This is a genomic window from Pantoea sp. C1E2, from assembly GCF_056491465.1.
Map to the genome: position 1 here is coordinate 837502 of NZ_JBSZHT010000004.1, position 26949 is coordinate 864450.

22 protein-coding genes are annotated in these 26949 nt (G+C 52.9%); 8 read left to right on the forward strand and 14 right to left on the reverse strand.

What is annotated here, in order from left to right; genetic code table 11:
- Window positions 1–29: 29 nt before the first annotated feature.
- Together ACXI0A_RS25405 and ACXI0A_RS25410 are read right to left on the reverse strand one after the other, a co-directional pair.
- Window positions 30–1226, reverse strand: coding sequence for an MFS transporter (locus ACXI0A_RS25405; RefSeq protein WP_476146195.1), 1197 nt, complete (start codon window positions 1224–1226; stop codon window positions 30–32).
- A 77-nt stretch (window positions 1227–1303) separates the two neighbouring features.
- Window positions 1304–2941: a methyl-accepting chemotaxis protein gene (locus tag ACXI0A_RS25410; protein ID WP_476146193.1), complete on the reverse strand. Its 1638-nt coding sequence runs from the start codon at window positions 2939–2941 to the stop codon at window positions 1304–1306.
- Between the two features lie 290 nt (window positions 2942–3231).
- On the opposite strand from ACXI0A_RS25410, the gene ACXI0A_RS25415 reads away from it, so the two are divergent.
- Complete coding sequence (locus ACXI0A_RS25415) at window positions 3232–3639, forward strand: type II toxin-antitoxin system RelE/ParE family toxin (RefSeq protein ID WP_476146191.1); 408 nt, start codon at window positions 3232–3234, stop codon at window positions 3637–3639.
- The gene (locus tag ACXI0A_RS25420; protein WP_476146189.1) at window positions 3611–3949 is read left to right on the forward strand and encodes a helix-turn-helix domain-containing protein; all 339 of its coding nucleotides are present in this window, start codon (window positions 3611–3613) and stop codon (window positions 3947–3949) included. The genes ACXI0A_RS25415 and ACXI0A_RS25420 overlap by 29 nt, the downstream gene beginning before the upstream one ends.
- A gap of 33 nt (window positions 3950–3982) precedes the next feature.
- On the opposite strand, the gene glgX is transcribed toward ACXI0A_RS25420, so the two are convergent.
- The 5 genes from glgX to ACXI0A_RS25445 form a co-directional block, all read right to left on the reverse strand.
- Window positions 3983–6058: a glycogen debranching protein GlgX gene (gene glgX, locus ACXI0A_RS25425; protein ID WP_476146187.1), complete on the reverse strand. Its 2076-nt coding sequence runs from the start codon at window positions 6056–6058 to the stop codon at window positions 3983–3985.
- Between the two features lie 41 nt (window positions 6059–6099).
- Entirely contained in the window at window positions 6100–8595 is a 2496-nt protein-coding gene (gene treY / locus ACXI0A_RS25430; RefSeq protein WP_476146185.1) for a malto-oligosyltrehalose synthase, read from the reverse strand.
- Window positions 8592–10376, reverse strand: coding sequence for a malto-oligosyltrehalose trehalohydrolase (gene treZ / locus ACXI0A_RS25435; protein WP_476146183.1), 1785 nt, complete (start codon window positions 10374–10376; stop codon window positions 8592–8594). Before treZ ends, treY begins: the two co-directional genes overlap by 4 nt.
- A gap of 245 nt (window positions 10377–10621) precedes the next feature.
- Window positions 10622–12061, reverse strand: a complete 1440-nt coding sequence (gene proP, locus ACXI0A_RS25440) for a glycine betaine/L-proline transporter ProP (protein ID WP_224932948.1) — start codon at window positions 12059–12061, stop codon at window positions 10622–10624.
- 333 nt (window positions 12062–12394) lie between these two features.
- Entirely contained in the window at window positions 12395–12637 is a 243-nt protein-coding gene (locus ACXI0A_RS25445; RefSeq protein WP_224932949.1) for a hypothetical protein, read from the reverse strand.
- A gap of 191 nt (window positions 12638–12828) precedes the next feature.
- Between ACXI0A_RS25445 and ACXI0A_RS25450 the strand changes: the two genes are divergently transcribed.
- Window positions 12829–13314, forward strand: a complete 486-nt coding sequence (locus ACXI0A_RS25450) for a DUF1203 domain-containing protein (protein ID WP_476146181.1) — start codon at window positions 12829–12831, stop codon at window positions 13312–13314.
- A gap of 315 nt (window positions 13315–13629) precedes the next feature.
- Window positions 13630–14970 carry an MFS transporter gene (locus ACXI0A_RS25455; protein ID WP_476146179.1) on the forward strand — a complete coding sequence of 447 codons (1341 nt, stop codon included), beginning with the start codon at window positions 13630–13632 and terminating at the stop codon, window positions 14968–14970.
- Between the two features lie 63 nt (window positions 14971–15033).
- On the opposite strand, the gene ACXI0A_RS25460 is transcribed toward ACXI0A_RS25455, so the two are convergent.
- Window positions 15034–15765, reverse strand: coding sequence for an IclR family transcriptional regulator (locus ACXI0A_RS25460; RefSeq protein WP_224932952.1), 732 nt, complete (start codon window positions 15763–15765; stop codon window positions 15034–15036).
- A 168-nt stretch (window positions 15766–15933) separates the two neighbouring features.
- Between ACXI0A_RS25460 and ACXI0A_RS25465 the strand changes: the two genes are divergently transcribed.
- The 4 genes from ACXI0A_RS25465 to ACXI0A_RS25480 are packed head-to-tail and all read left to right on the forward strand — an operon-like array spanning window position 15934 to window position 19888.
- Window positions 15934–16626 carry an RraA family protein gene (locus tag ACXI0A_RS25465; RefSeq protein WP_476146177.1) on the forward strand — a complete coding sequence of 231 codons (693 nt, stop codon included), beginning with the start codon at window positions 15934–15936 and terminating at the stop codon, window positions 16624–16626.
- Window positions 16626–17576 carry an NAD(P)-dependent oxidoreductase gene (locus ACXI0A_RS25470; RefSeq protein ID WP_476146175.1) on the forward strand — a complete coding sequence of 317 codons (951 nt, stop codon included), beginning with the start codon at window positions 16626–16628 and terminating at the stop codon, window positions 17574–17576. Before ACXI0A_RS25465 ends, ACXI0A_RS25470 begins: the two co-directional genes overlap by 1 nt.
- Window positions 17573–18505: an SMP-30/gluconolactonase/LRE family protein gene (locus ACXI0A_RS25475; protein ID WP_476146173.1), complete on the forward strand. Its 933-nt coding sequence runs from the start codon at window positions 17573–17575 to the stop codon at window positions 18503–18505. Before ACXI0A_RS25470 ends, ACXI0A_RS25475 begins: the two co-directional genes overlap by 4 nt.
- Before the next feature lie 36 nt (window positions 18506–18541).
- On the forward strand, window positions 18542–19888 hold the full coding sequence (locus tag ACXI0A_RS25480; RefSeq protein WP_476146171.1) for an MFS transporter: 1347 nt from the start codon (window positions 18542–18544) through the stop codon (window positions 19886–19888).
- A gap of 43 nt (window positions 19889–19931) precedes the next feature.
- On the opposite strand, the gene ACXI0A_RS25485 is transcribed toward ACXI0A_RS25480, so the two are convergent.
- Genes ACXI0A_RS25485 through ACXI0A_RS25510 form a run of 6 tightly spaced genes read right to left on the reverse strand, consistent with a single transcriptional unit; the run spans window position 19932 to window position 26534 of the window.
- Window positions 19932–20606, reverse strand: coding sequence for a fimbria/pilus periplasmic chaperone (locus tag ACXI0A_RS25485; protein WP_476146169.1), 675 nt, complete (start codon window positions 20604–20606; stop codon window positions 19932–19934).
- A gap of 10 nt (window positions 20607–20616) precedes the next feature.
- A complete protein-coding gene (gene stbD / locus ACXI0A_RS25490; RefSeq protein WP_476147136.1) occupies window positions 20617–21903 on the reverse strand; it encodes a fimbrial usher protein StbD in 1287 nt (428 codons plus the stop codon).
- A 36-nt stretch (window positions 21904–21939) separates the two neighbouring features.
- Entirely contained in the window at window positions 21940–24474 is a 2535-nt protein-coding gene (locus ACXI0A_RS25495; RefSeq protein WP_476147135.1) for a fimbrial outer membrane usher protein, read from the reverse strand.
- Window position 24475: 1 nt separating this feature from the next.
- A complete protein-coding gene (locus tag ACXI0A_RS25500) occupies window positions 24476–25213 on the reverse strand; it encodes a fimbria/pilus periplasmic chaperone (protein WP_476146168.1) in 738 nt (245 codons plus the stop codon).
- 60 nt (window positions 25214–25273) lie between these two features.
- Window positions 25274–25816, reverse strand: a complete 543-nt coding sequence (locus tag ACXI0A_RS25505) for a fimbrial protein (RefSeq protein WP_224932960.1) — start codon at window positions 25814–25816, stop codon at window positions 25274–25276.
- A 19-nt stretch (window positions 25817–25835) separates the two neighbouring features.
- Entirely contained in the window at window positions 25836–26534 is a 699-nt protein-coding gene (locus ACXI0A_RS25510) for a LuxR family transcriptional regulator (RefSeq protein ID WP_476146166.1), read from the reverse strand.
- Window positions 26535–26949: the final 415 nt, after the last annotated feature.

The window sequence follows — 26949 nt, forward strand, 5'->3', positions numbered from 1 at the left end:
CCTTTATGGCGGCCCGCAGGCCGCCATATTTACACTGATTGGTCAGCTTTCTTAAGTTTGCGAGGTCCTGCTGCACCCGCGCAGAACAGCGCCAGCAGCACCATCACCAGCACAGGAAGCATCGCCATACGCAGTCCTGCATGTTCACCGATGAAGCCCAGGCCTGGCGGTCCCACCAGAAATGCCAGATAGCCGAGGGTTGCTGCGATGGTTACGCGAATCGCGCTGTTTTTGCCATCGCCCGCGGCCGAAACGGTCAGCGGGAAGCCCAGCGATGCGCCAATTCCCCAGAACAACACTGCCGCTGCCGCCAGCCATTGATTGTTGGAGAAAATCACCATCGCCAGACCCAAAGCTGCTGAGAACGCGCTGGCGCGTAACACCAGCACACGGCCAAGGCGATCCACCACATATCCGCCAAGGAAACGCCCCACAGTCATGCCTGCCGTGAAACCAGCGTATACCAGCGTACTCTGCATGTGATTGAGGTTATGACCATCGATCATCAAAAGCGGTAGCCAATCATTGGCGGAACCTTCAGCCAGCGCCATGGCCAGAATCACCACACCAAGGATCAGCAGCTGGCGATCGCGCAGCTCGCGTCCGACCTGAGCCAGGAAGCCCCCGCTGTGCGCCTGTTCATGTCGTTCGTTGTCGCTGGTGGAGGGTAAATGTCGCAAGGCTGCGGAAATAATAAGCACGTTTACCACCACCACGAGGGCGAAATGCCAGGTGATGCTGAAATCCGCTGCCGTCATGGCAAGTCCTGATAACGCGCCGATCAGCGTGCCAAAGCTGAAAAAGCCATGAATGGTGGTCATGATCGATTTGCCAATCAGACGCTCAAAGGCCGCACCTTCGACATTTATCACGACATCAATCAGCGCGGTGCCGCCGCCCAGCAACACCAGGCTGGCAAACACGCCGTAAGCGTTATGTAGCAGTAAGGCGTTCAACATCAGGGCGATACCGGCTAACAGGAGGATAAAACCGTAACGCATGACACGGCTGGTGCCGAAATGGGTGATGAGTTTTCCTGCCAGCAGCACGCACAGCATCGAGCCGCAGGAAAAGCCGAACAGGATCATGCCCATCATTTCAGTGGAAGCATGCAGAATATCGCGCATGTAGGGCGTACGACTCACCCATGAAGCCCAGGTGAAACCCGGCAAAAACATCAGGCCGTAAATCGCCCATTTACCACGCAGCTGTTGCTGTAAATCCATATTAATCCCCATCCATAAGTTATCGGAAAGGGTAACAGAAAGGTTCCCCGCGTGCGCGACGCGGGGAGAAACAGTCGTTAAAAACTCTGCCAGTCGGCGTCATTAACTACCGCTAAACGCTGTGGTTTGGGGCGCGATGGCGTGCGGACGATGGGCTGTGGAACGTCAATGACATCGCTGACGTGGAATTTACCAACCAGCTGATTCAGGTTACCCGCCTGCTCTTGCAGTGATTGCGAAGCGGCCGCGGCCTGTTCCACTAAGGCGGCGTTCTGTTGGGTGACATCATCCATTTGATTAACCGCCTGCTGTACCTGCACGATGCCCTGGCTTTGCTCTACGGCAGCCGCAGCGATTTCGCCTACCAACTGACTCACCTGGTGAATGGCCTCATTCATCACGTCCATATTGCGGCCCACATCACTGGCTTGCGTGGCACCTGATTCGGTTAGACGATGAGATTCCTCTATCAGCACTTTGATCTCGCGCGCCGCGTTGCTTGAGCGCTGTGACAGGCTGCGCACTTCACCCGCAACCACCGCAAATCCTTTACCGTGTTCACCAGCACGCGCCGCTTCAACCGCCGCATTTAAGGCCAGTATGTTGGTCTGGAAGGCAATGCCTTCAATGATCGAGACAATCTCGGTCACCTTACGTGAGCTGCCACGAATCTCGTCCATGGTCGACAGCATGGTGGTGAGCGATGTTCCATTTTTCTCTGACAGCGCGCTGGCATTAGCTGCCAGCTGACTCGCCTGCCGCGTATTGTCCGCCGTCTGGCGCACCGTCTCACTGAGTTGCGTCATGCTGGCAGCCGTTTGCTCCAGCGATGCCGCTTGCTGTTCGGTACGTGAAGAGAGATCTTCATTGCCGGCTGAGATCTGCACCGAAGCGCTGCTCACGGACTGAGACGCTTTACGCACTGAAGAGAGGGCTTCAGAGACGCGCTGCATCAGAAGATTGAATGAGTGTGCCATATTGCCGATTTCATCGCGGCGGCTCTCGTCTGCGCTCAATGTCATGTCGAGGTTTTCACTGGCAGTCAGCATCACTTTGCCTACGGCGCCCAAACTGCGGCGAATGCGCATCACGGTGAACAGCGAAAACAGTCCGAAGATAACGACTGTTGCTGCTACACCCGCAACGGTCGTCCAGAAGACAAAATGGAAAGTGCTGCGATTGGTGGCGCGTAAAGCGTCACCCGCACTGATGTTGAGTGCCAGCTGAGTTTGAAAATCAGCGATCATCTGACGAATGGCGGCACCCACACCACTATTTCCCTCCAGCAAGCCCAGGCTCACTTCGTTCTGGTGAGCACGAGACGCTGTGAGAAATACAGGCAACTGCGAAGCAACGCGCTGAATGTTATCAAAAGCAACATTGGTTAGGCGTTTGTCTTCCTCATTCGAAATATCGTTCGCCATGTAGTAATCGGTCAGCGCTTTCAGTCCATTGATTTGCTCATCGATTTGTTTTTCTACGGCTGGCATGTTGCTGTCGTGAATCTGGCTCTGGTGTTTGTAGAGCGTGATGGCCAGCTGGTTACTTTGGTCGATCAGTTTGCCGATGTCTTTAATCGAAGGAATGGCGTTGGTTTGCACAAATTCAAAACGGTCCTGAAATCCTGACAGGAGCGAGAGCGCAAGAATCGCCTGCAGGATGATGGCGCCAAACAACATGGAAAGGGTCAGCAAGAGACGCTGTGAGATGTTCATCTAATTATCCTTAATCTAAAAGCACCCCTGGTTCAGGAAAATCAGGGAATAGGGCAGATTAATAACCATCGGCAGAATGTGAGATTTAGTTAATTATTTTTTAGCGAGGAGTGATGGAGATCAAATGTCCCGTAGCGAAGATGCAACATTTTTAGCCAATCTCACGATGTAAAGTAGTGCCAGTGAAATGTACTGTGCGCCAGATTCAGAAATCTAAATAAGCTGATGTTGTCGCGATGCCGTAATGATTATTATAATAATCATTACGGGTTAAGACTAAGGGCTAAGGAATGGCGGTTTATGTACATAAGCGTTTTGATCGGAATTTCAAAAAAGCCAGGCTTCATGATGCTGACCTTTGCCATGCTGCAGCAGAGGTCAAACGGGGCGAGTTTGAGGCTGACCTCGGCGGGGGAGTAATCAAAAAACGTATAGCACTGAGTGTGGGGAAAAGTGGTGGTGCCCGATCGGTGATTTTCTTCAGGAGAGGAATTACGCTCGTTTTTTATGATGGTTGGACGAAAGGCGAGCTGCACAAGAAAAATGCCAAAGAGATTGAGGATGACGTTTTGACAACGTATAAAATCCTTGCCAAAGGTTACTTACAAGCGAGTGCGGCAGACCTGCTACAGCTTAAAAGTCGTGGGACGTTTAGAGAGGTAAACTGCGATGAAAACTACACCAGCAACATTGGATGAGATGATTGAGGATGCTGAAGAGTTGCGTGGCTTAGGCCTGCTTTCTGATGAAGATGTTGCTCAGATCGCCACGCGAATTTCAGCAAGTGAGTATCGCAAGCGAGTTGCGGCTGTACATGATATGACGGGTCTGGAAATTAAACTCATGCGTAAACAGTATGGCCTGAGTCAGGCATTACTGGCATATACCTTGGGTATGACAGTTGATAGCGTTTCAAAATGGGAGCGTGGAGAAATCAAACCGAGTGGCCCGGCACTTCGCATCTTGAATACACTTGCTGCGAAAGGACCGGATGCATTTTCTGTTTAACGGGGAAACTGGAACCCAGTTTCCCCGTTGAATTTAAGGCCTTCTAAACAGCGCCATGCTGCGGCCTTCCAGTTCGAAATCCTTCTCTTTGGTAATCACCAACCCTTTATTAGCGGTATCGGAGGTGGTGAGTTCCAGCACCCAGCCGCCTTCGCCGAATTGTGGGATGCGGAAGGGTACGTTGCCTTCAAACGGATTAAACAGCATCAACACATCGTGCCAGATGCCTTCTTCGGTTTGCAGATCGGGGCGGCCAATATAGACGCCGAGCGTGCTGCCTTCATCCCATTGATCTTCCTGCTGGAAGCCGCCACCGGCGTTAAACCATTTTATATCCATACCGTCGCGCCAGTTTTCACGGCGCAGCAACGGCTGTTTCGCCCTCAACGCCAGCAAATGACGAGTGAATTCACGTAATGCATCCGCGGACTCCGGCAAGTTTTCCCAATGCAGCCAGGAGATTTCACTGTCCTGACAATATCCGTTGTTGTTGCCCATCTGGCTGCGGCCAAATTCGTCGCCCGCCAGCAGCATCGGCGTGCCGTGTGAGAACAGTAACGTGGCAAGGAAGTTGCGTTTTTGCCGTTCGCGCACCGCGTTGATGCCCTCGTCATCGGTCGGGCCTTCCGCGCCGTAATTATAGGAGCGGTTATCGTTGTGACCGTCGTTGTTATCTTCACCGTTAGCGTCGTTATGTTTATCGTTGTACGACACTAAATCGTTGAGCGTAAAGCCATCGTGCGCGGTGAGGAAGTTGATGCTGGCCCAGGGACGACGGCCGCGTTGATCGTAGAGATCGCCGGAGCCGAGCAGGCGTGCGGCAAAGTCGGTCGAGACGTTGTCGCCTTTCCAGTATTCACGCACCGTGTCGCGATATTTATCGTTCCATTCGGCCCAGCCTGGCGGGAAGCCTCCGACCTGATAGCCGCCGGGGCCAATATCCCAGGGTTCGCCAATCAGTTTTAATTTCGACAGCACCGGATCTTGCGTCATAGCATCGAAGAAGCCGCCACGCTGGTCGAAACCTTCCGGTTCGCGCCCCAGAATAGTGCCCAAATCGAAGCGAAAACCGTCGATATGCATCGATTCCGCCCAGTAACGCAGAGAATCCATCACCATCTGCAACACGCGTGGATGGGAGGTGTTCACGGTGTTGCCGGTACCGGTATCGTTGATGTAGTAGCGATGCTGATCCGGCAAGGTGCGGTAATAGGAGAAGTTATCGATGCCTTTAAACGACAGCGTCGGCCCCAGTTCATTACCTTCCGCCGTGTGGTTGTAAACCACGTCAAGGATCACTTCGATACCGGCGTCGTGGAAGGCGCGGACCATGTCACGGAAGCCCTGAATGCCGCGCGGACCAAAGTAGCGCGAGGCCGGGGCAAAAAATGCCAGTGAGTTATAGCCCCAAAAGTTTTTCAGCCCTCTGTCGAGCAGATGCTGATCGTCCGGGAACCAATGCACCGGCAGCAGCTCAACCGACGTAACACCGAGACTTTTGATGTACTCCACGGTGGCTTTGTTGCTCATGCCATCATAAGTGCCGCGTATTTCGGGTGGCACTGCCGGGTTCAGCTGGCTGAAACCTTTAACATGCGTCTCATAAATAATGGTCTTTGACCACGGGATAACCGGGCGATTGCGATCCTGCCAGTCAAATTCGTTGGGATCGATCACCCGGCATTTTGGCGTAAACGGTGCGCTGTCACGCTCATCAAAAGTCAGATCTTTATCTTCATGCAGCAGGTCGTAGGCAAAATGCGCATCGTTCCACTGAATATCGCCGCGCAATTCACGAGCATAAGGGTCGAGCAGCAATTTATTGGCATTAAATCGATGGCCGTTCTCCGGTTCAAACGGACCATGTACCCGATAGCCGTAAAGCGCGCCGGGCTTCAAACCGGGAATATAGCCATGCCAGACTTCGTGGGTATATTCCGGTAAGTCGAAACGCGCGATTTCGTGCTGGCCGCTCTCATCGTATAGACATAACTCCACACGCTCGGCAAACGCTGAAAACAGGGCAAAATTGACCCCCTCGCCATCATAATTTGCGCCAAGCGTTTGACCCGAACCCGCAATAATTTCAAAAGGTTTTACGTTAGACATTGATCCCTCTCCATCCCATGAACAGAAATACAGGCTTGTTATTAACTGGCAATCAGCACCAGTGGCGCGTAAGGCGGTAAGTTATCTAATGAAAGTTGTTCGTTAAGCGCTAAGGTTTCACCGCTCAAGAGATTGCGATAATGTCGATGGGCCAGCGACTCAGGCAGGGGTATGGATGTTTCAGCCCAGGATGTGCCTTCGAGCATCAACCGAGGCGCTACAACGATAAGGCTGTTTTCACTGTCCTGTCGCGCATAGGCAATCAGGTGTTCTGGATGCGTGCCTGTGGCGTACAACGGTTGATACTCGCCCAAACGGAATAGCTGCGGCTTATCCAGGCGCAGGTGTAATAAGGTCGCAATCACCTGCTGTTTTAGTTTGCCGCTGCGCCAGTCAGAGGGCTGAGTGAAGTCAGGACGGCTGCGATCAACGAGTTGCGCCTCCAGCGTGGCGAAATCAGGTTCGCGGCGGTTATCGGGATCGACAAGGCTGAAATCCAGCGCTTCGCTGCCCTGATAAATATCTGGTACGCCTGGCGCGGTAAGTTTGATCACGGTCTGGGTCAGGCTATTGATCAGTCCGGCATCCACGAACGGTTGGATGGCCGCGCAGAAGTCGGTCAGGAACGCCTGATTTTCGGCTGATAACAGGTGTTGTGCATATTCCACTACCGCCTGTTCGTAAGCTTCATCGCCTTCAGCCCAGTCAGTGCGCAGCTTGGCTTCACGCAGCGCTTTCTCCACGAAGGGTATAAAACGCGTTTCAAGGGCACGCAATCCATCGCTGTCGTTTGGCTGTAACGTGGTGGGCCACGCGCCTGCCAGCGCTTGATACAGCATCCATTCTACCGCCGGTTCGGGTGCCGGGCCTTCGTTCAGGGTGAGCACTTTGGATTGATTCAGCTCCCGCCAGCGCGTGACATTCTCTGCCCAGAGTGCGGGCGCTTCACTCAACGTATACAGTCGGGCACGGGCATCCTCCCCGCGTTTAGTATCGTGTGTTGATGTCGTTGAGAGTGCGTCGGGTTGATGATGCAACCGGGTTTGCATCTGCTGGTGGAAGTGTTCCACCGAGAAGGGATGCGGCAGCGGCTCTGCGCCCACTTCGTTGATGGCCAGAATGGCGTGATTACGGAAGAACAGCGTGTCTTCAACGGATTTTGCCATCAATGGCCCGGTGAGCTGCTGGAAGCGCGTACGGAATTCAGCAGCATCCTGTTCACTTTGTTCCGATATTGCGCCCAGTAAAATGGCCTGCAGGAAACTGAGTGCAGGCGGGGAGGCACTAAACTTCACCAGTTCCAGCACTTGCTGGAGAAGTGCCTCACCGGCCAGAGGCATACCCGCCGATCGGCCATAAGTGCGGTAAACCGGGAAGGCGATCAACATCTCGCGCAGCGCGACATGCAGTTCTGCTTCGCCAAAATTGCGCTGCTCTGAATGCGCCACGTCAGTCGCTATCGCCAGCAGGCGTGAGAATTCACCGGCAAAATTACGATCAACCATCAATTCACGGGCGGCGCGCAGTCCGGCACTGACATCATTCCGTTCTTCGGTAACGGCTTCATAGGCCAGATGCAACGCATCAATCTGGGTATCGTCGATCAGCGCATGTGAAAGCGCGGCGATAAACTCATAGCCGGTGGTGCCGGAAATCGGCCATTCAGACGGAATTTGTTCCTCTTCCGCCAGAATCTTCTCCACCGTAATATAGCAATCCTCACCTGCGGCCTGGCGCAAACACTGAAGATAACCCTGAGGATCGGCCAGACCATCGACGTGATCAACACGCAAACCACCCACTGCACCGCTGTGAACCAGCTCCAGAATCAGTGCGTGCGATGCGTTGAATACCGCTTCATCCTCGACGCGAACGCCGACCAGCCCGGTGATTTCAAAGAAGCGTCGGTACGAAAGATCTTTTCGTGCATCGCGCCAGTTGATCAACTGCCAGGGCTGCTGTTGATGCAATTCAGCAATGGCAGCGCGATCGTTGATGGCCAGCACCTCATCGGCGCGCCCTTGCCAACTGGGCGGCGTCAGCGGATAAAAGCTGTCGTAGTAAGCCAGCGCCGGATGCCCGGTTTGTGGATGGGGCTTAATGCTCAATTCGTCGTTTTGCAGGACGCGATCAAAGTCATCGCCGAGGAACGGTAATGTCAGGCGACGCCACCAGTCGATATCGAAATAGCGCGCATACTGACTGCTCTCGCCATGCTCGATCACATCACGCCACCACACATTTTCCAGTGAAGCCGCCATATGGTTTGGCACGATATCCAGAATTAAACCGAGATTGGCCTGCTGTAACGCCGCCGACAGCCGTTTAAAGCCTTCACGTCCGCCCAGCGCAGGGTCGATCTCGTTGGCATTGGTGACATCGTAGCCGTGCGTAGAGTCCGTGGTGGCAGTGAAAATAGGCGAGGCATAGAGATGGCTGATACCGAGCCGCTGCAAATAAGGCAGCAGACTGATGGCGCGATCAAAGGTCATGCCGTTGCGGAACTGAATACGATAGGTCGCTGAAGGAATCGTCATGCTTTTTCTCCCTGTGCCAGACGCACCACAATGGCATGTTGCGGCAACACATCGTTCTCCTGTGGCCAGGCAAAGAGCGTTTTGCTTGGCATGGTTGGCAGAGGCTGCGCCTGCTTACTGATATTCAGCGCTAACGAGAGTTCACCCTGCGGGAACTGCCAGCTCACCGCGATAAAACCTTTGGCGGTTTTCAGCACTTTGCCACTGTGACCGCCCGCCGTGGCGAGCAGCGGCACAATGTGGCGCTGACGCAATGCGAGCAATTGCTGGGTGAACGCCAGCCAGGCTTTACCTTCTTCACTTTCCAGCTTGCTCCAGTCGAGTTTCGAGCGGTTAAAAGTTTCTTCCGCATTGGGATCGGGCACACTGTCGTCATGGCCCGCATGGCCGGTAAACTCGCGTGCTCGTCCTTCACGTACCGCGTTAGCCAGATCACCGTGGAAATCGGTGAAGAACAGGAACGGGTTGGTTTCGCCATACTCCTCGCCCATAAACATCAGCGGGATATGCGGTGACAGTAACAGCGTGGCCATCAGCACTTTGGTGCGGTCGGCGCCTGCCAGCGTAATCAAGCGGTCACCTTGCGCACGGTTGCCGACCTGATCGTGGTTCTGGATGAAATCGACAAAGGCAACCGGTGGTTGTGCTGCACTGGGCACGCCACGCCGTTGACCACTCTGTGGCGAGATCTCTCCCTGATAAGCAAAACCTTCAGTCAGGATGCGCGCGATGAGCTTTTCAGGCACCTCGGCGAAATCCTGGTAGTAGGCATGGGTTTCACCGCTAGCAAACACATGAATGGCGTTGTGGAAATCGTCATTCCATTCGCCGGTAAACAGCGGCGCATTGCCCTGTTTGTCACGTGGATGCAGGAAGGTGACATTGCGTGAGTCTTCAGTGGTGAGATGGATAGGGCGATCCGTAATCTCACGGCGGATGCGTTCAGCGATCTCAATCAACGCGTGTGTGCTGGAGGTATCTTCGATCTGATCGATGGCGTCAAAGCGCAGGCCATCAAGATGATACTCCTGCAACCAGTAAAGTGGCGCTTCCACGATGTAACGACGTGCGGCATCAACATCATAAGCGATGCCCGCGCCCCAAGGCGTCATGCGTTCCTTATGGAAAAATTCGGGCGCCAGCAGCGGCAGATAATTCCCTTCCGGGCCAAAGTGATTAAGCACAATGTCGAGCACCACCGACAGGCCGTGTCCATGTGCGGCATCGACAAAGGCTTTGAAATCATCCGGCGAGCCGTAAGCGGAATGAGGTGCATACAACAGCACGCCGTCGTAGCCCCAACCGCGATTCCCCCCAAACTGCGAGACCGGCAGCACCTCAATCATAGTGATGCCGAGTGCCTGCAAATACGGCAATCTGGCAATGGCGGACTGAAAAGTGCCTTCGGAGGTAAAAGTACCGATATGCAGTTCGTACACCACCGTTTCTTGCCAGGCGTGCCCGCGCCAATCCGTGTGCTGCCACGCATAATGATGAGGATCGATCACCACTGAAGGGCCATTGACCTCGGATTGCTGCGCGCGCGCGGCAGGGTCAGGCACTTCCGTGCCATCCGCCAGGACAAAATGGTATGTCGCTCCGGGTTGTATGCCGCCAAGTTGCAGTTGATACCAGCCATCGTCGGAGGCTGACATAGGTTGATCGCCATCGGCGAGACGCAAGGTAATCTGTTGCTGACCTGGTGCCCACAAGCGGAATAGCACGCTGCCATCTGCCTGAATCTCAGCTCCCCAGGATTTCTCAAATGATCTGAATTCCATTCAATTGCCTCGTTTAACCCTCGCAAGGGCAATGGACGACATCAAGCGGTACACGTTCCGTTTAAAGATGCAGGCTGAGTACGATTTACAGTGGGACGACACGAAAAGACTGAGAACAGATCATAGTCGATATTTTGGTCTTTTCTGGCGCGAACAGATGGGTTTAGGAAATTATCGACGCCTTGCGCTTCGCTAATCAGCGGGAAGTAAAGAAGAGAAGGGCGGCATGATGGCCGCCCTCGAACTTACGCAGGTTTGTGTTGCTGGGCCTTGCGGCCGCGCTGCTTACGCAGTCTATCTATCAGTTTGTGGGCTTCTGCTTTGGTGGCGACAGCAGGAGACGAGCCTTTCAACGGCTTACGCGCCGTTTCACTCAGCGTTAACACGGTAATCAGGCCGACAACCCCGGCGCCCATCATGTAATAAGCGGGCATCATGGCATTGTGCGTGGTGTCCACCAGCCAGGCAGTGATCAACGGTGTGGTTCCGCCAAACAACGACACTGACAAGTTAAAGCCAATCGCTAATGCGCTGTAGCGAATATCGGTGACAAAAAGCGCCGGTAACGTTGCAGGCATGGTGCCGCTAAAGCAGGTATGCAATAAACCTAATACGGCCAACCCGGCAAATACCAGCATCATATTGCCGGATCCAATGAGCATATAGCTGGGAATAGCCAGTAAGATTAAGCCCAATGCACCCAAACCAATCACCGGCTTACGACCAATACGGTCGGTCAAATGCCCCCACATTAAGGTTAATGGCATCATAATAAACATAATTACCATCACCAACATGAGCCCTGACAATTCACTCATGCCCAATACGCCGGTTAAATAACTTGGCATATAAGCCGTTAACATATAATTAGAAACGTTAAATAACAGTACCAGACCAATACATTTCAGCAGCGGTTTGCTTTGCACACGCAGCATTTTGAGCAAAGTTAACTGCGGCTTATTGTGCTCAAGCTCTTCGCGCTTATCCATATGCTCTTTAAACGCCGGTGTTTCTTCGAGTTTCAGGCGAATATAGAGGCCAAATAAACCTAAGGGTGCAGCCAGGAAAAAGGGAATACGCCAGCCCCAATCCATCATTGCCTGATGCGGTAATAGCGCAATCATGCCGGTCACCAGGCTCGCACCGAGCAGGTAACCCGCGAGTGTGCCGAATTCCAGGAAGCTGCCCATAAAGCCACGACGCTTATCGGTGGAGTATTCCGCGATAAAGGTTGCTGCACCACCGTATTCGCCGCCGGTGGAGAAACCCTGCAGCAGGCGCGCGGCCAGCAACAGGATCGGCGCGGCAATACCAATGCTGGCATAGCTGGGAATCAGGCCGATACAGAAGGTTCCGATGGACATCATGATCATGGTGAAGGCGAGAACCTTCTGCCGTCCAAAGCGATCGCCTAATGGCCCAAATACCATGCCGCCAATTGGACGCACTAAAAACGCAGCAGCAAAAGTACCGAAAGAGGCGATTAATTGCGCGGTATTACTGGCACCAGGAAAAAAGACCTGGCCAATAATCACGGCAAGATAGCTATATACGCCAAAATCGAACCATTCCATGGTGTTGCCTAATGCAGCAGCACCGACGGCGCGTTTTAGTAATTTTTTATCTATAACCGTAATATCATCAACGGTTAAGTCAGATTGTTTAGAAATCGTTCCGGTGCTCATAAACCTCCATGAGTGAAATTAGAGCGATCTTATAGCTTTCGCAGCCGAACAATTCACCAATGGAAATGAAAGCTATAAGAGGCTGAAAGGCGGACACCTTAGGAAATATTTTAAAGATGTGCAAGTTTGTGACATATATCCTTGCATAAAAGCGTAGCGATGAAGGTATATTCTGTCAAAGTGCTCTTGAGGTGAAATAATTGATTGTGTCGTGATGGGTGAGGTTGGTTTTATTCTGCACCATATTATGTGGTGACAGTTAGTCAGAGAGTTAATTATGCTGCAGCAATTCACGCCGCATCAACTTCAGCGGCGGAACTCAGGGTGAGTCAATCATTTGAACAAGGCACTGACGATTGAGCTTAATACCGAACCCGTAACGAAAGCATGATGCGTGACGTTGTCTTGATTTTGTATATCCGCTAACCGTTTTAACGCCGCTTCCGGACTTGCCGCTTCGACTTCTTCATCTAACTTCTTGTAGCCTTTTGAAATTAACAAGACGGCGCTCTCGACATCGTTTCTTTCGACAGTGGCGACGACCTGGTCATTTCGATAGAAGATGTAATCTGGCATGGTCATTTTCCCTATAAGCAAGCACATACTGCACTTCAAAGTTGTCTACTGTATCAAATCCTGCTTCAGGACGTTAAGGCGGTTATCACAGTTGCGGCCATGAAACATAATCCACTGTCCGTTTCCAGCGAGCAACGATTTGCGCGATCGCGTTTACTGCAGAACGACCCATATTTTAAGCAGGAGACGGTATGCATTATGTCATTAGCGGATTGAAAAGCAGCGATTTTGCCCATTTGTACGGCCGGGATGATGAATATCTGGCACAGCACAACGCACGACGGGTGCTAGCCAGTCCTGACTCCGCTTTACCTGACCGTATTGGGTTGAAAGATGTGCCCTCGGGCGAGAATGCAATCTTGCTCAATCACACTTATCAACCTGCGCAATCGCCTTACCATGGGAAGCACGCCATCTTCATTCATGAAGGTTGTATAAAGTCTGGCCTCTTCTACAACGAGATCCCGAAGTATCTCGCTAAGCGTCAACTCTCACTGCGAGCATTCAATGTTGAACACTGCATTATCGCGGCGGAGTTGGCGACAGGTGAAGATATCGAGCCTATGGTGTTAACGCTGTTGCAGATGCCTGAAACGGCTTATATCCATGCCCACAGCGCGCGGTACGGCTGCTATCTGGCGGCGATTCGTAAGCAAGAGGGTCAACTTATTCTTTAGAGGCCTATTTTTATATTTTTAGCGCTAAACCTGTTGTGGCGTAGCCGAAAGCCAATAGCATTTTCCGCCCGTACCCGCAGTGCCGACCTGCTTAGCATCCCAAAGGAGCGAAGCAGGTTTTTTCGTTTTAAAGACCTGCCTTCGATCACAATTCAATCTACAGTCACTGGCGATTTTGTGATTCGCTCCGCATCCCAGATGACGGGGCAGTTTGCTTTGCAGCGTTTCTGATAGTTTATATTGTACAACCTGGTTTTACACAATAAAACAAAGCGTCTTTTCCTGATAACCATAATCAGACCCTGCGAGGAAAGAATGACTGAACAAACACTGAAACAGACGCCGGTCTCGGCGCTGGAACGCGAAACCATGCGGCGAGTAATCTGGCGCATCTTGCCGTTCCTGGTGGTGAGCTATCTGGTGTCCATTATCGATCGCGGCAATATCGGCATGGCCGCGCTACAGATGAACGAAGATCTTGGCCTAAGCAAAGCCGCCTTTGGTTTTGCCAGTAGTCTGTACTTCGTGGCGTATTTCCTGTTTGAGGTACCCAGTAACCTGGCGATGCAGAAAGTCGGCGCGCGTTTGTGGATCCCACGCATCATGATTAGCTGGGGCATCGTGTCAATGTGCATGGCGCTGGTGGAGACCTCTTCCTCATTGTATGTGCTGCGTTTTTTACTCGGTGCCGCCGAAGCTGGATTCTTCCCTGGCGTGGTGTTGTATCTGACCTGGTGGATCCCTGCGCGTTATCGCGCGCGTATTATTGCCTCGTTTATGGTGGCGATCCCGCTGGCAAACTTTATCGGTTCACCACTTTCTGGATTGATACTCACACTCGACGGATGGATGGGACTGCGCGGCTGGCATCTGCTGTTCATCATTGAAGGATTGCCTGCCGTATTGCTCGGCATTGCCGCTTATTTTGTCCTGAGCAATCGCCCACACGAAGCGCGTTGGCTCAGCGGTGAGCAGAAGCAGTGGCTGGAAGGCACGCTGCAGGCCGAACGTCAGCAGCAAAAAAACATCGGTCATATCTCAACCTGGCAGTTGCTAAAGCACAAGCATATCTGGCTGATGGCACTGATCTACTCAGGCGCGTCTGCGGCCGGCACGACGCTCAGCGTCTGGTCACCTCAACTGCTGAAGTCATTCCAGCTCGATAATCTCACCACCGGGATGCTCAATGCGATCCCCTATGGCCTGGCGTCAGTATTGATGGTTGTGTGGGGACGTAGCTCGGATCGTACTGGCGAACGACGCTGGCACACGGCGTTAACGTTGTTCATGATCGCTGGAGGGATTTTCGCCGCTTTTATCAGCCTGTCGTTACCAGCAACCATCATTATCATGAGCCTGATTCTGGTTGGTGCTTATTCCATGAAAGGGCCATTCTGGGCACTGGCGGCAGGATGGATGAGCAGTCAATCCGCTGCAACAGGGCTGGCGGCGATAGGGGCGATCGCCAATCTGATTGGTGGTGCGGTGATGGTGAATGCTTACGGCATCATCAATGAAAAGACCGGTAGTCATACTTTGGCACTGTTGCCTTTGGCCGCGCTGTGTCTGGCGGGAGGGATTGCCGTGGTGATCATGGGGCGTAATCTTTCGCAGGGCCAGAAGGCGGAAGGTAGCTTGTCGAGTCACTCATCCTGAACTGACTCAATGTGAGACTTCCGGGCACACTGTGGTGAGCCCGGAAGCTATCTGACACAACCATCAGTTATCGGTTGTCAGTACGTCCTCACCGTATTGCGCACTGCAAAACAACTTTGATGCACCTAATTTCAAAGAGAGTCGCGCGGCACTCTGGCTCATTTGCTGGGTCAGGCCATCGTCACGGCGCGATTCAATCAGGCGCGAGGCCGGGCCGGTTAACGCCAGGGCTGCAATCAATTTATCGTTCACGCCGAATACCGGCATCGCGAAGGCGGCAGTGTGCGGATCGCGTGCGCCAGAGGTATACAACGGCAGGCGCGGATTCTCATCAAACACGGCTTCGTTCTGTCCCCAGTAGCGCAGCACCTGGCTAATCGCAGACTGATCAAGCGGAAATATCGTGCCAGGCAAACGACTGTGCCGCAAACCTTCCGAAGCCTCGGCGCGGAATAAGCACATGCGTTGACCACCTTCAATCACATACCAACTGGCGCTCTCATGGGTAGCCAACGCCAGTTGCTGCAACTCGGGCTGCACCACACTAGCCAGATGGAAAGATTGCTCATACAACTTGCCCAGATAAAGCAAGCGTGGCCCCAGTCCATAGCTACCGTTTTCATGGCGTACCACGTAGTTCATTCGTTCGAGAGAATTCATCAGGCGATAAACCGTGGTTTTGTGGTAACCCGACGCCTGCGACAACGCAGTCAGCGTCAGGCTATCGTCGCCTGGACGGAAACAGTCCAGCAGCGCTAACGCCTTTTCCACCGCAATAACGCCTTCATTTCCCATGCATTCCTCCTGTTTTGAACGACAACGAGTGTACCTGAATTTTTGTGAGTCACCTCGTGTTTACGTCACAAACGCCGTTAAGGCTATGGCTAAATCTGCCTCGCCCTGGCTATAGTTGTTTTATATTGTACACATGTGTTTTACACAGTAAAACAAAGCGAGGAAGAGATGAGCACTCACACTACTGCAATGATCCAACGAAATATCAGCCGCGTGACCCCGGAAGAAGTGCAACAAGCTGCTGAGTATCAGGCGGCGATACTGGCGGATGTTGCCGGGCGTCGCGGCACGCTGCACGGCAGAATCAAACCGCTCTCACCGCAAATGAAAGTGGTGGGCCCGGCCATCACCGTGGAGGTACGTCCGGGTGACAATCTGGCCATTCATGCTGCACTGGCCATTGCCCAACCGGGCGATGTAATTGTGGTGGATGGCAAGGGCGACCTCAGTTGCGCGTTGCTAGGGGAGATTATGGCGACCCAGGCAGAGGCTTCCGGTATTGCAGGCATCATCATTGATGGTGCAGTGCGTGATGCCGACATGCTGAGCAATCAACCCTATCCAGTGTTCGCTGCAGGGTTGAATCCTTGTGGCCCCACCAAACTGATTCCAGGCCGCGTTAATCATCCTATTTCCGTTGCCGGGGCACAGATTCAGGCCGGTGATTTGGTGGTGGGAGATGTTGATGGCGTAGTGGTGATCCCACGTGATGAAGTGCAGGCCATCATTGCCTTAGCGAAGAAAAAGCTGGACGGCGAAACCCAGCGCATTGCTGCCATCCGTGCCGGTGATTCGCGCGCGCCATGGCTTGAGAACGCACTGCGCCAGGCGGGCATGCTGGCAGAAGGGGAGACGCTGTGATGGTGAAACCACCGGTCATTCTGATTACCGGCAGCGATCTCGCTGCCGACGCGGTAGCCATACTCCGTGGATTTGAGTTGGTATATGCGGGTAAACAACCCACAGAAACGCAGTTGATTGCCCTGTGCCACCAGCACAATCCGGTGGCGATTTTGGTGCGTTACGGAAAAATCAACGCAGCAGTGATGGATGCCGCCCCGGCCTTGCGGGTGATCTCCAAACACGGCAGTGGTATTGATGTCATTGACCAGCAAGCCGCCGCCGCACGCCAGATACGTGTCTGTTCTGCGCCGGGTGCTAACGCCGCGGCCGTAGCAGAACACACCTGGGCATTGATCCTGGCCTGTGCCAAATCGGTGTTGCCGCTGGATGCGCGCCTGCGTGCAGGCTTTTGGGATAAATCGACACACAAATCGATTGAACTGGAAGGGCGAGTATTAGGGTTAATTGGTTTGGGGGCGATCGGCAGTCGCGTGGCTCGGATCGGGAATGCATTGGGCATGCGGGTCGTGGCTTATGATCCTTTCGCGCGTGAATTACCACCGGCCTGTGAATCGGTTAATAGCCTTGAAACCCTGCTGGCGCAGGCTGATGTGGTGTCGCTGCACTGCCCACTGACAGAGTCCAATCGTGAAATGATCAATGCCGATACGCTGGCGAAGTGCAAGCCCGGCGCAATCCTGGTTAACACCGCGCGAGGCGGGTTAATCAACGAGGCGGCGCTCGCTGATGCGCTGCAGTCCGGCAGGTTACATTGGGCAGCATTGGACAGTTTCAGCGTTGAGCCGTTGACGGCACCGCACCGCTGGCAGGGCATCAGTAACGTGATCCTTTCTCCACATATTGGTGGCGTGAGCGATGCCTCCTACATCCGCATGGGAACGGTGGCGGCACAGAATATTTTGCAGGCGCTGGCAGATACGCCGCTGGAAGAGGGTGTGTCACCATGATCAGCCTGACTCAACCGGAAATCCGCCAGGCCGAGGTGTTCAGCCGCTTGCCCGACCATTTCAGAAAACACGATCCGGCGAATGCCTGGTCAGCAGCCAATCGCGGTGGTCAGGCTGTTGACTCCTTTCTGGAAGGGCCTGTCTGGCATCCTTCAGGCTGTCTTTACCTCACCGATATCCCCTACGGCAGAATCTTTCGGGTGGATATGCAGGGCGAGTGGGAGTTGATCGTTCAGTATCAGGGCGAACCCAACGGCATGAAGCTGCTGGATGAAGACACGTTGCTGATCACTGATTACCAAAACGGATTGATGAAACTTTCTCTCATCGACCGAACCGTCACGCCATGGCTGACGCGTCGCAACAGCGAAAGTTTCAAAGGCGTCAACGATCTGACGTTTGACCGTCAAGGCAATCTCTATTTCACCGATCAGGGGCAAACGGGTCTGCATGATCCTACCGGACGCGTGTACCGCTTATCGGTGGAAGGTCGTCTCGATTTGTTGCTGGATAATTGCCCAAGCCCAAACGGACTGGTGTTATCACCGGATGAGAGTCTGCTGTATGTGGCGATGACGCGCGGAAATTGTATCTGGCGCGTACCGCTGCAAAACGACGGTTCGGTTAGCAAGGTCGGGCAGTTCTTCACTTCACATGGCCCGAGCGGACCCGATGGACTCGCCATCAATACCGAAGGCGAATTGCTGATTGCCAATCCCGGGTTAGGCCGCCTGTGGTTATTGAATGCGCTCGCGGAACCTATCCAAATCATTACCAGCCCAGCGGGGCGCTCGACCACCAATGTCTGTTACGGCGGTGCCGAGCGCCGGCAGCTGTTTATCACCGAGTCGGTCACCGGCTCAATCCTGACCTGCGACATGGCCCATCCCGGTGCAGTGCTGTCAGGCCGTTCCACTCCAGCAAGCTAACAATAACAGGTGCCACAGAGCACCATGGAGCATCACATGACCCTGCATACCGTACCTGATGCCATGCCAGGCGCGCCCGCTGCGCCTGAGAAAACCCTGAATCCCCAAGAGATGGATCGCAGCGAACACGCGGCGGCCAAAGCATTCAGGCGAATTCTGCCGTTCATTTTCATCTGTTATGTGATCAGTTACCTGGACAGAACCAATGTTAGCTTTGCCGCGCTGGGTATGAATGCCGATCTAGGGATAACGGCGGAGCAGTTTGGTTTTGGCGCAGGGATGTTCTTTATCGGTTATTTCCTGTTTGAGATCCCCAGTAATTTGATAATGCAAAAAACCGGGGCTCGCATCTGGATTGCCCGCATCATGATTTCGTGGGGATTGATTTCGATGGCGACGGCGTTCGTGACCGGCCCAACCAGCTTTGCCGTCGCGCGTTTTTGTCTCGGCATGGCCGAGGCAGGCTTTACGCCAGGCATCTATCTGTTTTTCACTTACTGGTTTCCTGGTACCTGGCGTGCAAAAATCACCGCCGCATTTTTGGTGGGCATCCCGGTGGCAAACATCATTGGCGCCCCTATCTCGGGTGCAATCATGCAGATTACCAGCCATGAATATATTCGTAACTGGCAGTGGCTGCTTTTGATTGAAGGTGTGCCAGCCGTGTTACTCGGCATAGCCTGTTTGTTTTTCCTCGACGACAAACCGGCTAAGGCAAAATGGCTGACTGACGATGAAAAAAGCCTGTTGCAACGCCGACTGGATGAAGAACAGCAGCGCATCGCCGCCAAACATGGCGCCACTATGCGTCACGCAATGCGTAATCCGCTGCTGTGGCTGCTGGCATTGATCAACTTTTGCGGGATCGTCGGTTCGATTGGAGTCGGCTTATGGATGCCACAGATCATCAAACAGATGGGTGTCAGTCACACAGCGACGGGTTTTCTCACCGCGTTGCCCTACGTTTGCGGGGCACTGAGTATGTTGTTCTGGGCACGAAGAGCAAACCATTCGCCGCATCGCATTCGTTGGATCAGTGGCGCATTAGTGATCGCTGCCATTGCGTTATCTTGCAGCGCGGTGGTGTCAGAGCCGGTGCTAAAAATGCTGGCACTTTGCATTACTGTCAGCGGCATTCTGGCCTTTCAGGCGTCGTTCTGGGCGCTGCCATCTGGTTTTCTGACCGGCAATGCCGCAGCGGCTGGGTTAGCCGTGATTGTTTCGGTGGGCAATCTGGGCGGCTTCTTTGGCCCATCTTTGATTGGTTACGTTAAACAGATGTCAGGCGGCTTTATGTGGGCACTGTTAGCGGTATCGGTAATATTGCTCTTCGGCGCACTGGCGGTATCTCAGGTTCGCGATCCATACAAAAACGCTGCGTGAATGACGCAACATTTCCGCGCCCATTAGGGCGCGGAAATCTAACTTATATGCCGGTATGGCTCTGATAACCCACCGGGTTACCGTTATCGTCAAACACCTCGTACGTGACGCTTTCACCCACCTTAACCGGTTGCGTTAAGGGGAGGGTGAACGAACCAAACGGCGCCACCATCACATCATCAACCTTAACCTTATTGGCAATATTCAATCGCAGGCTCATAGACCAGGGCGTCGGATTCTCCACCTTGAGCTGACGATCGTGCACCACAAAACGCAGCTTCTTAACATCTTCAGGCTGGGGTGCACCCAGCGCAGCAGGTCGAACAAAAACCTTAAGCCGCAACCGCAGCGGCAACAGAATTTTTTGTTCAGCGCCGCCGGTGTGTCGGGTCAAGGCGGGAATCTGATAAATATTCAGCCAGTAAAGGCTTTCACGATCTTCGGGCAACGACTGCCGCGAAGTGAGCACCAGACTAATCGCACGTTGCTCATCGGGAGCGAGTTTCATCATCGGCGGCATGGCAAAAATGGGCGCAGTACTCAGTTCCGGAGACTGCATCAAATCTCCGTCATCGCTCCAGATCTGCACCACGGAGGGATATTCCGCACCATTTTTTAAATTCAGCGTCTGGTTGCTTTCACCGGCATTAAAAACGATGCGTGTTCTATCGAGATTCACCACGGCCAAGGCGTGAGCAGCAAATAACAGGCTGCTCATCGTCAACGCGCTACTGAAAACTGACCACCACTTGCAACTGCGCATTGACTGTCCCTGCTGTTACTGTTTGTCCACTTAAGGCTTCGAGCGAAGCCAAAAAATCACCGCTGTAAATATTGCTGCTGCCGGAAGAGACCAGCGAGGTGAGATCCGTATAGGCATACCAGCCGCGTGTATTCCCGGTGCCGGTGCTGGCGAGGTTAGGCAATAAGTTAATGGCAGCACCACTGGCGTTATAGATTTTGATGCCCACACCCGAGGCCACGCCGCTGCTGCCATATTGATTATCCAGCAGCCAGGTCAGTCCGCCGCCGCTGGTGGTCAAACCCAACTGCGTCGCCTGTGACACCGCATTGGGCTGATTCACCAGCAAGCCCATCGCGACATTGGCGGCACTGCTGGTGGAGGTGCTGGTACTGGATCGCGCGCCCGATTCGCACTGCAATGAGATGGAAAACGGCACCTGACTGCTGCCGCCTGCTTTGAGCGCGTTCACGCTGATGGTTGGCAGCAGCACCACAGAAGGGTAGTTCTGGACTTCACAGAGCGCGCCTCGTACATAGGTTACGTTACGATACGTACTCCAGGCGGCGGGCCAGTTACCGTAAAACCCGTACCAATAGCTGGCGCTGTCTTGTCCCACTGCCAGACTGTTGGTATCCAGACCTGGGCCTTTGAAAGCAATGTAGCCGCGCGGTTGCGTCCAGAGATCGCTGTAACGGTTATCGCCATTGGCGTAATAGCTGGTTGAACTGATTTTGAACATCTCGTACAGCACGTTACTAAACGCGCTGGCCGGAATATAAATGTAGGTGCCGTCGGAGTACCAACTGTCAGCGGTAAACTGGCGTGACTTCCAGTAGCGGCTGTAATACTCGCCGGTGGTCAGATTGGTCATGCGCACTGCCACGTTTTTCGCCACATCGTAATAAGCGCCGCTAACCTCACTGCTGGCATACATGCCAGCATAAGCACTGTCACCGTTGGTGGCGTACATCTCATACAAACTGCCTGCATCCGCCACCGCACAGCGGTAGAGGATTTGATTCGGGCTGTAAGCGGTGTTGCTGGCGGCGCTGAGAAACGAACCTACCGAGCTCGCCAGCAACGATCCTGCAGGCTGAAAGGATGTCCCGCTATTAATGCTGATCACCGAAGGCAAGCCCAGGTTACCGGAGCAGGTATCACAGGCACCCGCCCAGGATGATGCGGTATAGCCTGCTGCCAGTGCCGCAGCAGAGAGTGATGAGGTGCTGGTGACTTTGATGCAGTTCGCCCATAACGTCAGCGGCAGCATCAGCAGCACAATCAGGAGAGAGTTAATTTTCACGAGTTATAGCGTCCTGCAAATACCATTGAGGAGGATAAGCGCCTGTTGCGACTTTCCGGTGATTTGATAAGTGACGGCACAGCGTTGGGCATGACCATCCCAACTGATTTGCAGAGTGCCGGAATCATGGGGAACGCGCGCATACAGTTGGCTTCCCTGACCCACAACGCCGATCACCGTGTTGGAGGCATCGCGCACTTCAGCGCCCATCGGCGGTGCCTGACCTGCGGTGGTATTCAGTGAAATCAACACGGCAGTGCCGCGTAAGGTGGCAAAGCTAATCTGACTCACGGCACCGGCATAAGGAACCACACGCTGACTTCCGCCGTTTAATTCGGCATCAGCGCGCATGTGTAGCGTATCAAGGCTGACGGTGTTTTCACGATAAGGGGTGAGCGAAGGCAGCAGTGCATAACCATTGCCGTCAATCACTGCGCCTTGTCCGTTTTGCACCGCCGCACCTTGCGCGCCCTCCGCATGGATCAGCGCGAACGTATCGCTGGTGTAAGGACCTGCGGTGAGACCACCTCGATGCAGCAGTAACGTTCCCGAAGTGCCTAAACCGACTTGTCGATAGTGATCCCCCTGGCCGTAGTTGGCGCGGATGGCGCCGAAACGGGTGTTTTGCTGCAGGTTGCCACCAAAAGAGTTAGCTTCTCCGCTGATGCCATTGCGGTAGTGTTCGGTTCCGCCATAAAGCGAATAAGAGAAATCACGCTGTTCACCGGCTGACCCCGTCAGTGAAACCATCGAAGACTGACTCTGCTTCGACTGGTTATAGTTGTAGGCCACAGACGAAAGACCCGCGCCCCAGTTAAGCGGCACTGAAATATTGAATGACAGGGTATTTTCGCTGTATCGCTGTTGGCGGCTGCTGTCGACATTATCGTTGACGCTCACGTTGCCTTGCTGGGTATTCCACCAGGTGCGTTGACGCGCCACGTTGATACCGTAACTAATATTGCGCCAGCTGTTGGTATAGCCGAGCTGCAGCTGGGTGATGCGCGACTGATTATTGTAATAGTCGGCCGTGCTGGCGCTTAAACTCACCAGACCATATTCATCCAGTGATTGGCTGAGGGTGGCCGATAAGCGATTACGTTGATTAAGCGAATCAGAGTAGTAACTAATGCCCGCTTGCTGCTGACGCCGTACTCCAAATACATCCTGCAGGTCGCGAAAACCACGGGTGGAATAACGATAGGCGGCCAGCACCAGATTGGTGCCGCTCTGAAAGGTTTTGCTGTAACTCAACTCCGCACGCCAGCCGGAGGTGCGCTGATCATTTTCAGCCTTAGCCTGCGAAAACGTGGTGTTCAGACCCACCGCACCGATTCCGGATGCCCAGACGCCGCCCAGTAGCCAGGCCTGGTAATCTTCTGCCAGCCGTGATCCGACGGTTGCCGTCAAGCTGTTGCTCACGCCGCGCTGCATCACGCCCTCAAAAAAAGCGTTATTCACGGCGTAATATTGGCGCACACGGCCCAGCGCCAGCGAGTAATGCCAGTTGCCCGGACGCACCGAATCAGGAACCGAGGAGTAGGGCACCGTAAAGGTAGCAATTTTACCGTTGGCTTCAATCACCTCGACGTCAAAATCCCCCTGGCTGCGGGTATTGTTCAGATCATCAATGATAAAGGGGCCAGGTGGCACCACGGTTTCATAGATCACCTTATTCAACTGTTTCACCACAACTCGGGCGTTAGAGGAGGCGATACCACGAATTTCCGGGGCGTAACCGCGTATGCCTTGCGGCCACATACGTTCGTCAGTGGCGAGTTTAATGCCATTAAACGGCAGGCTGCCAAACAGCGAACTGTCCGTGTAGCTATCGCCAAGGGAAAGCTGGCTATTGATCGACGTCAATGGGCGTTGCACCCAGGTTCTTACCTTGTTGTAGCGATAGCTGCTGCCACCCACACTGCTGCTGAGATAGCGTAGATTGCCCTGATGACGTAACTGCCAGTTGGCGACGTTGGTGCCTGCGGTGATCCCACTCCACAAATATTGATAGCGGTAGGCGGCCGCGCTGTTTTCCGTCCAGGTGTAGTTGGTGTTGTGCCGCAGAAATAACGCGGTCATCCCGTCATCCCACTGTTCGGGCGGAATATAACCGCGCGGCGTGCGGTTAAGCGCTGACATGGGCAGCGTGATATTCAGGCGTAACGCGGCGGCATCAAAATTCCAGTTCCCTTGTGGCGTCCAGTCAGCAAGCGGGGCGCACTGGCGATCTTTTGGCTGTGTTGGAACATTTTTTAATTGCAGCATTTTAACCAGCGAAAAGGGTAAGCATGGCTCGACCTCTTTTCCTTGTGCCGGGGGCAAAAATTCCAGCTTCACGCTGGATGACACCAGTGCATTATTGACATAAACATCGACCAGATAATGACCCGCCGGCAAGTCGCTTTGGTTAAATTGCGCAATGTTCTGACCGAAGGCGGATCCTTTAAATAGCGAGGGATCGAAATAATATTCTTCGCTATATACGGGTGTTGAGAAATAGAATGAAACGGTCAAAAAGAATAAGGGGAGTTTCAATTCACTGGGAGTTGATGGGGTAACTTTCACTTATTCTGGCTCCCTGATCGTTAATGGCGTCGAGATTGACGCTGCCTACACCCTGTAAGCGTTGTTTTGTATGGCTGAACCAGCAGGTGTGCGTTGAAAAGGGGGCAACCATTACGGGTTCACACACATAATTCTTTCCCGTCATGCGCATCGATATGGCGACGAATGAAGCATGCCAGGGTTGTTTGTTATCGATCTGTAATCCGCTGCCTTTATGGGGATCGAACAGCGTGCGGACTTTAATATTCGATAAAATATTGCCCGGTTTATCTATCGCGGCAGGACGGTAAAACAATTTCACCCGGTTGCGTAGCATCACCGTCATGGCATTTTTGTCTGTGGCGGCCTGTGATGTGGGTGGAATTTGCAGCATGTTAAACCAGTAAACGGACTCTCGATCCTGAGGCAATTTGTCTGTTTGGCTGACCACAATGCGCGCGACCTGCCCTGATTTCGGCTGAATACGAAATACTGGTGGCGTAGTAATAAATGGCACGTGATTAATCTGCTGTGGTTTGGCATCCATATCGCCATCATCAAACCAGGTCTGGATAACATAGGGGATGCTATCGTCATTCTTAAATTGAATATTGATGGAGCTGGCGGGTGCCGGATAAATAATTCGACTCCCCAACAGCGTGACGCTTGCTGCCGCCGTCGCTGACATCGCGCAAAGTAATAAAGCGCCAAGGGTATTGCGTAAATACATACAGATTGTCTCGTGGAATTCAAAGCACGCCCGGATAGCCGGACGTACCTTGATTATTTATTACTGGTAAGTCACCGCATATTGTAATGAAGCAGCCACGGTCCCGGCGGCCGCTACACCATTGGCATAATATTGTGCGTTATAGGTCGCTGAAGATTCAGTTTCATCCGCGGCAAGGGTCAGGTCGCCATCACCGGTATAACCGCCCGTCAGGTTAATCACCGCGTCTTTACTGTCCACCAGCTGAACTTCAACGTTTTGCGCCGTGCCGGTATTCGCCAGGTTGCCATTGGCCGTCACGTTATTGCCGACGAACACCGTTGAAATCTTCGTCGCTGAAGCCGAGTTACCGGTACATCCGGTCAGACCTACAGTGAAGGCAGTTTGCCCGGCGACATCACCGCTGGCAGCCAGATCGGATTTGCTCACGGTTGGCATCAGTACCACCGGTGAGGCAGCATTGCCATTCACCGAGATGGAACAGGTTTCATCAGCCACTTCACCCTGGAAGTTAATGGTGTTATCGGAGGCTGCAACCGCAGAGGCCGAGAACAGGGCACCGGTGATAACCAGTGAAAGCAGTGTTTTATGTGTTTGCGTCATTTCGTGTAATCCTTTTTACTTAGTGACCCGAGATCAGCTGATTAAGGCTGGTACCGGTCTTTCGTCGAATCGAATCTTTGATGTTGTAAATCTTTTTCATCTCATGGTTCATTGCTATCGAAATGGCAGAGAGTGAATTACCTTTTAAGGCTAAATCCAGAAAGGTCACTTCTTCATTTGACAGTGCATTAACTCTCCTTGTTGCTCCTCCTTTTAAACCATAATAGGTACTGTTAATCACTTTCTTGATATCTTCTAACCGGTCATCACAATAAATAACGGAGTGGATTCCCTCTCTCTTTATCCAATGTGCAGCCAGAGCGGCCAGCGCGCGATCGGAGACCAGCACAATCGTTAGCCCAGTGGATTTCAGATAATCAATCCAGTGCTTGTTGGTGAGATAACGTAAGTTTTCTCGCGAAAAATCAACGAATATACATCCCCGGCAAAACACACTTTCATAGCGACCCGCCACTAATGACAGCACGCCTTTAATCAGGAAATGATTGTTCCCCGGCCAAATCGCAATTTTTTGTATCGGGCAGCGATTAAGAATATCGTTGTTTCGGTTCGTCAGCTGGCAGCCATATTTACAACTGGCACAGCGTAATTCCTCTCGTGTTGTATTTTTCATAACAAACTCATCCGCTCCTGTAAGAGCTGCGGATATCCTGGCAGGATAATTGTTCTTATTCAACGAGTTAAGAAAATCAGTCATTTCCTATCCTCAGAAAAGTCTTAGGTTGCACTGGATAGTGATTTTTAAAATGTCATTGTCTTTTCTCAACTTGGCATGCAAGTCATCGCTTCATACCTCTATAGAGTTAAGAAATTTCTAGATCACCCAGGATTAATGATGAAAATCAGCCGCCAGGATCAAAAAATAGATAGCATTAATTGCTAAATAATTTAATGTTCGTCAGCGTTTAGTCTGATTATCTCGGGTGTAATAATTGATTTTTCAGCGTGCTAATTTGAATTTAATGTAATGAAAACTGCCTCTAATCTGTGGGGTAAAGTGCAACGAAGTAATTTATTAACGAAGTTCACCTTGCGGAGGGGGGGTATTTATCCCTGTTAAGATTATTCTTACACCTAATGCGGGGCGGATTTGATCTTAAAATGTCCGATCA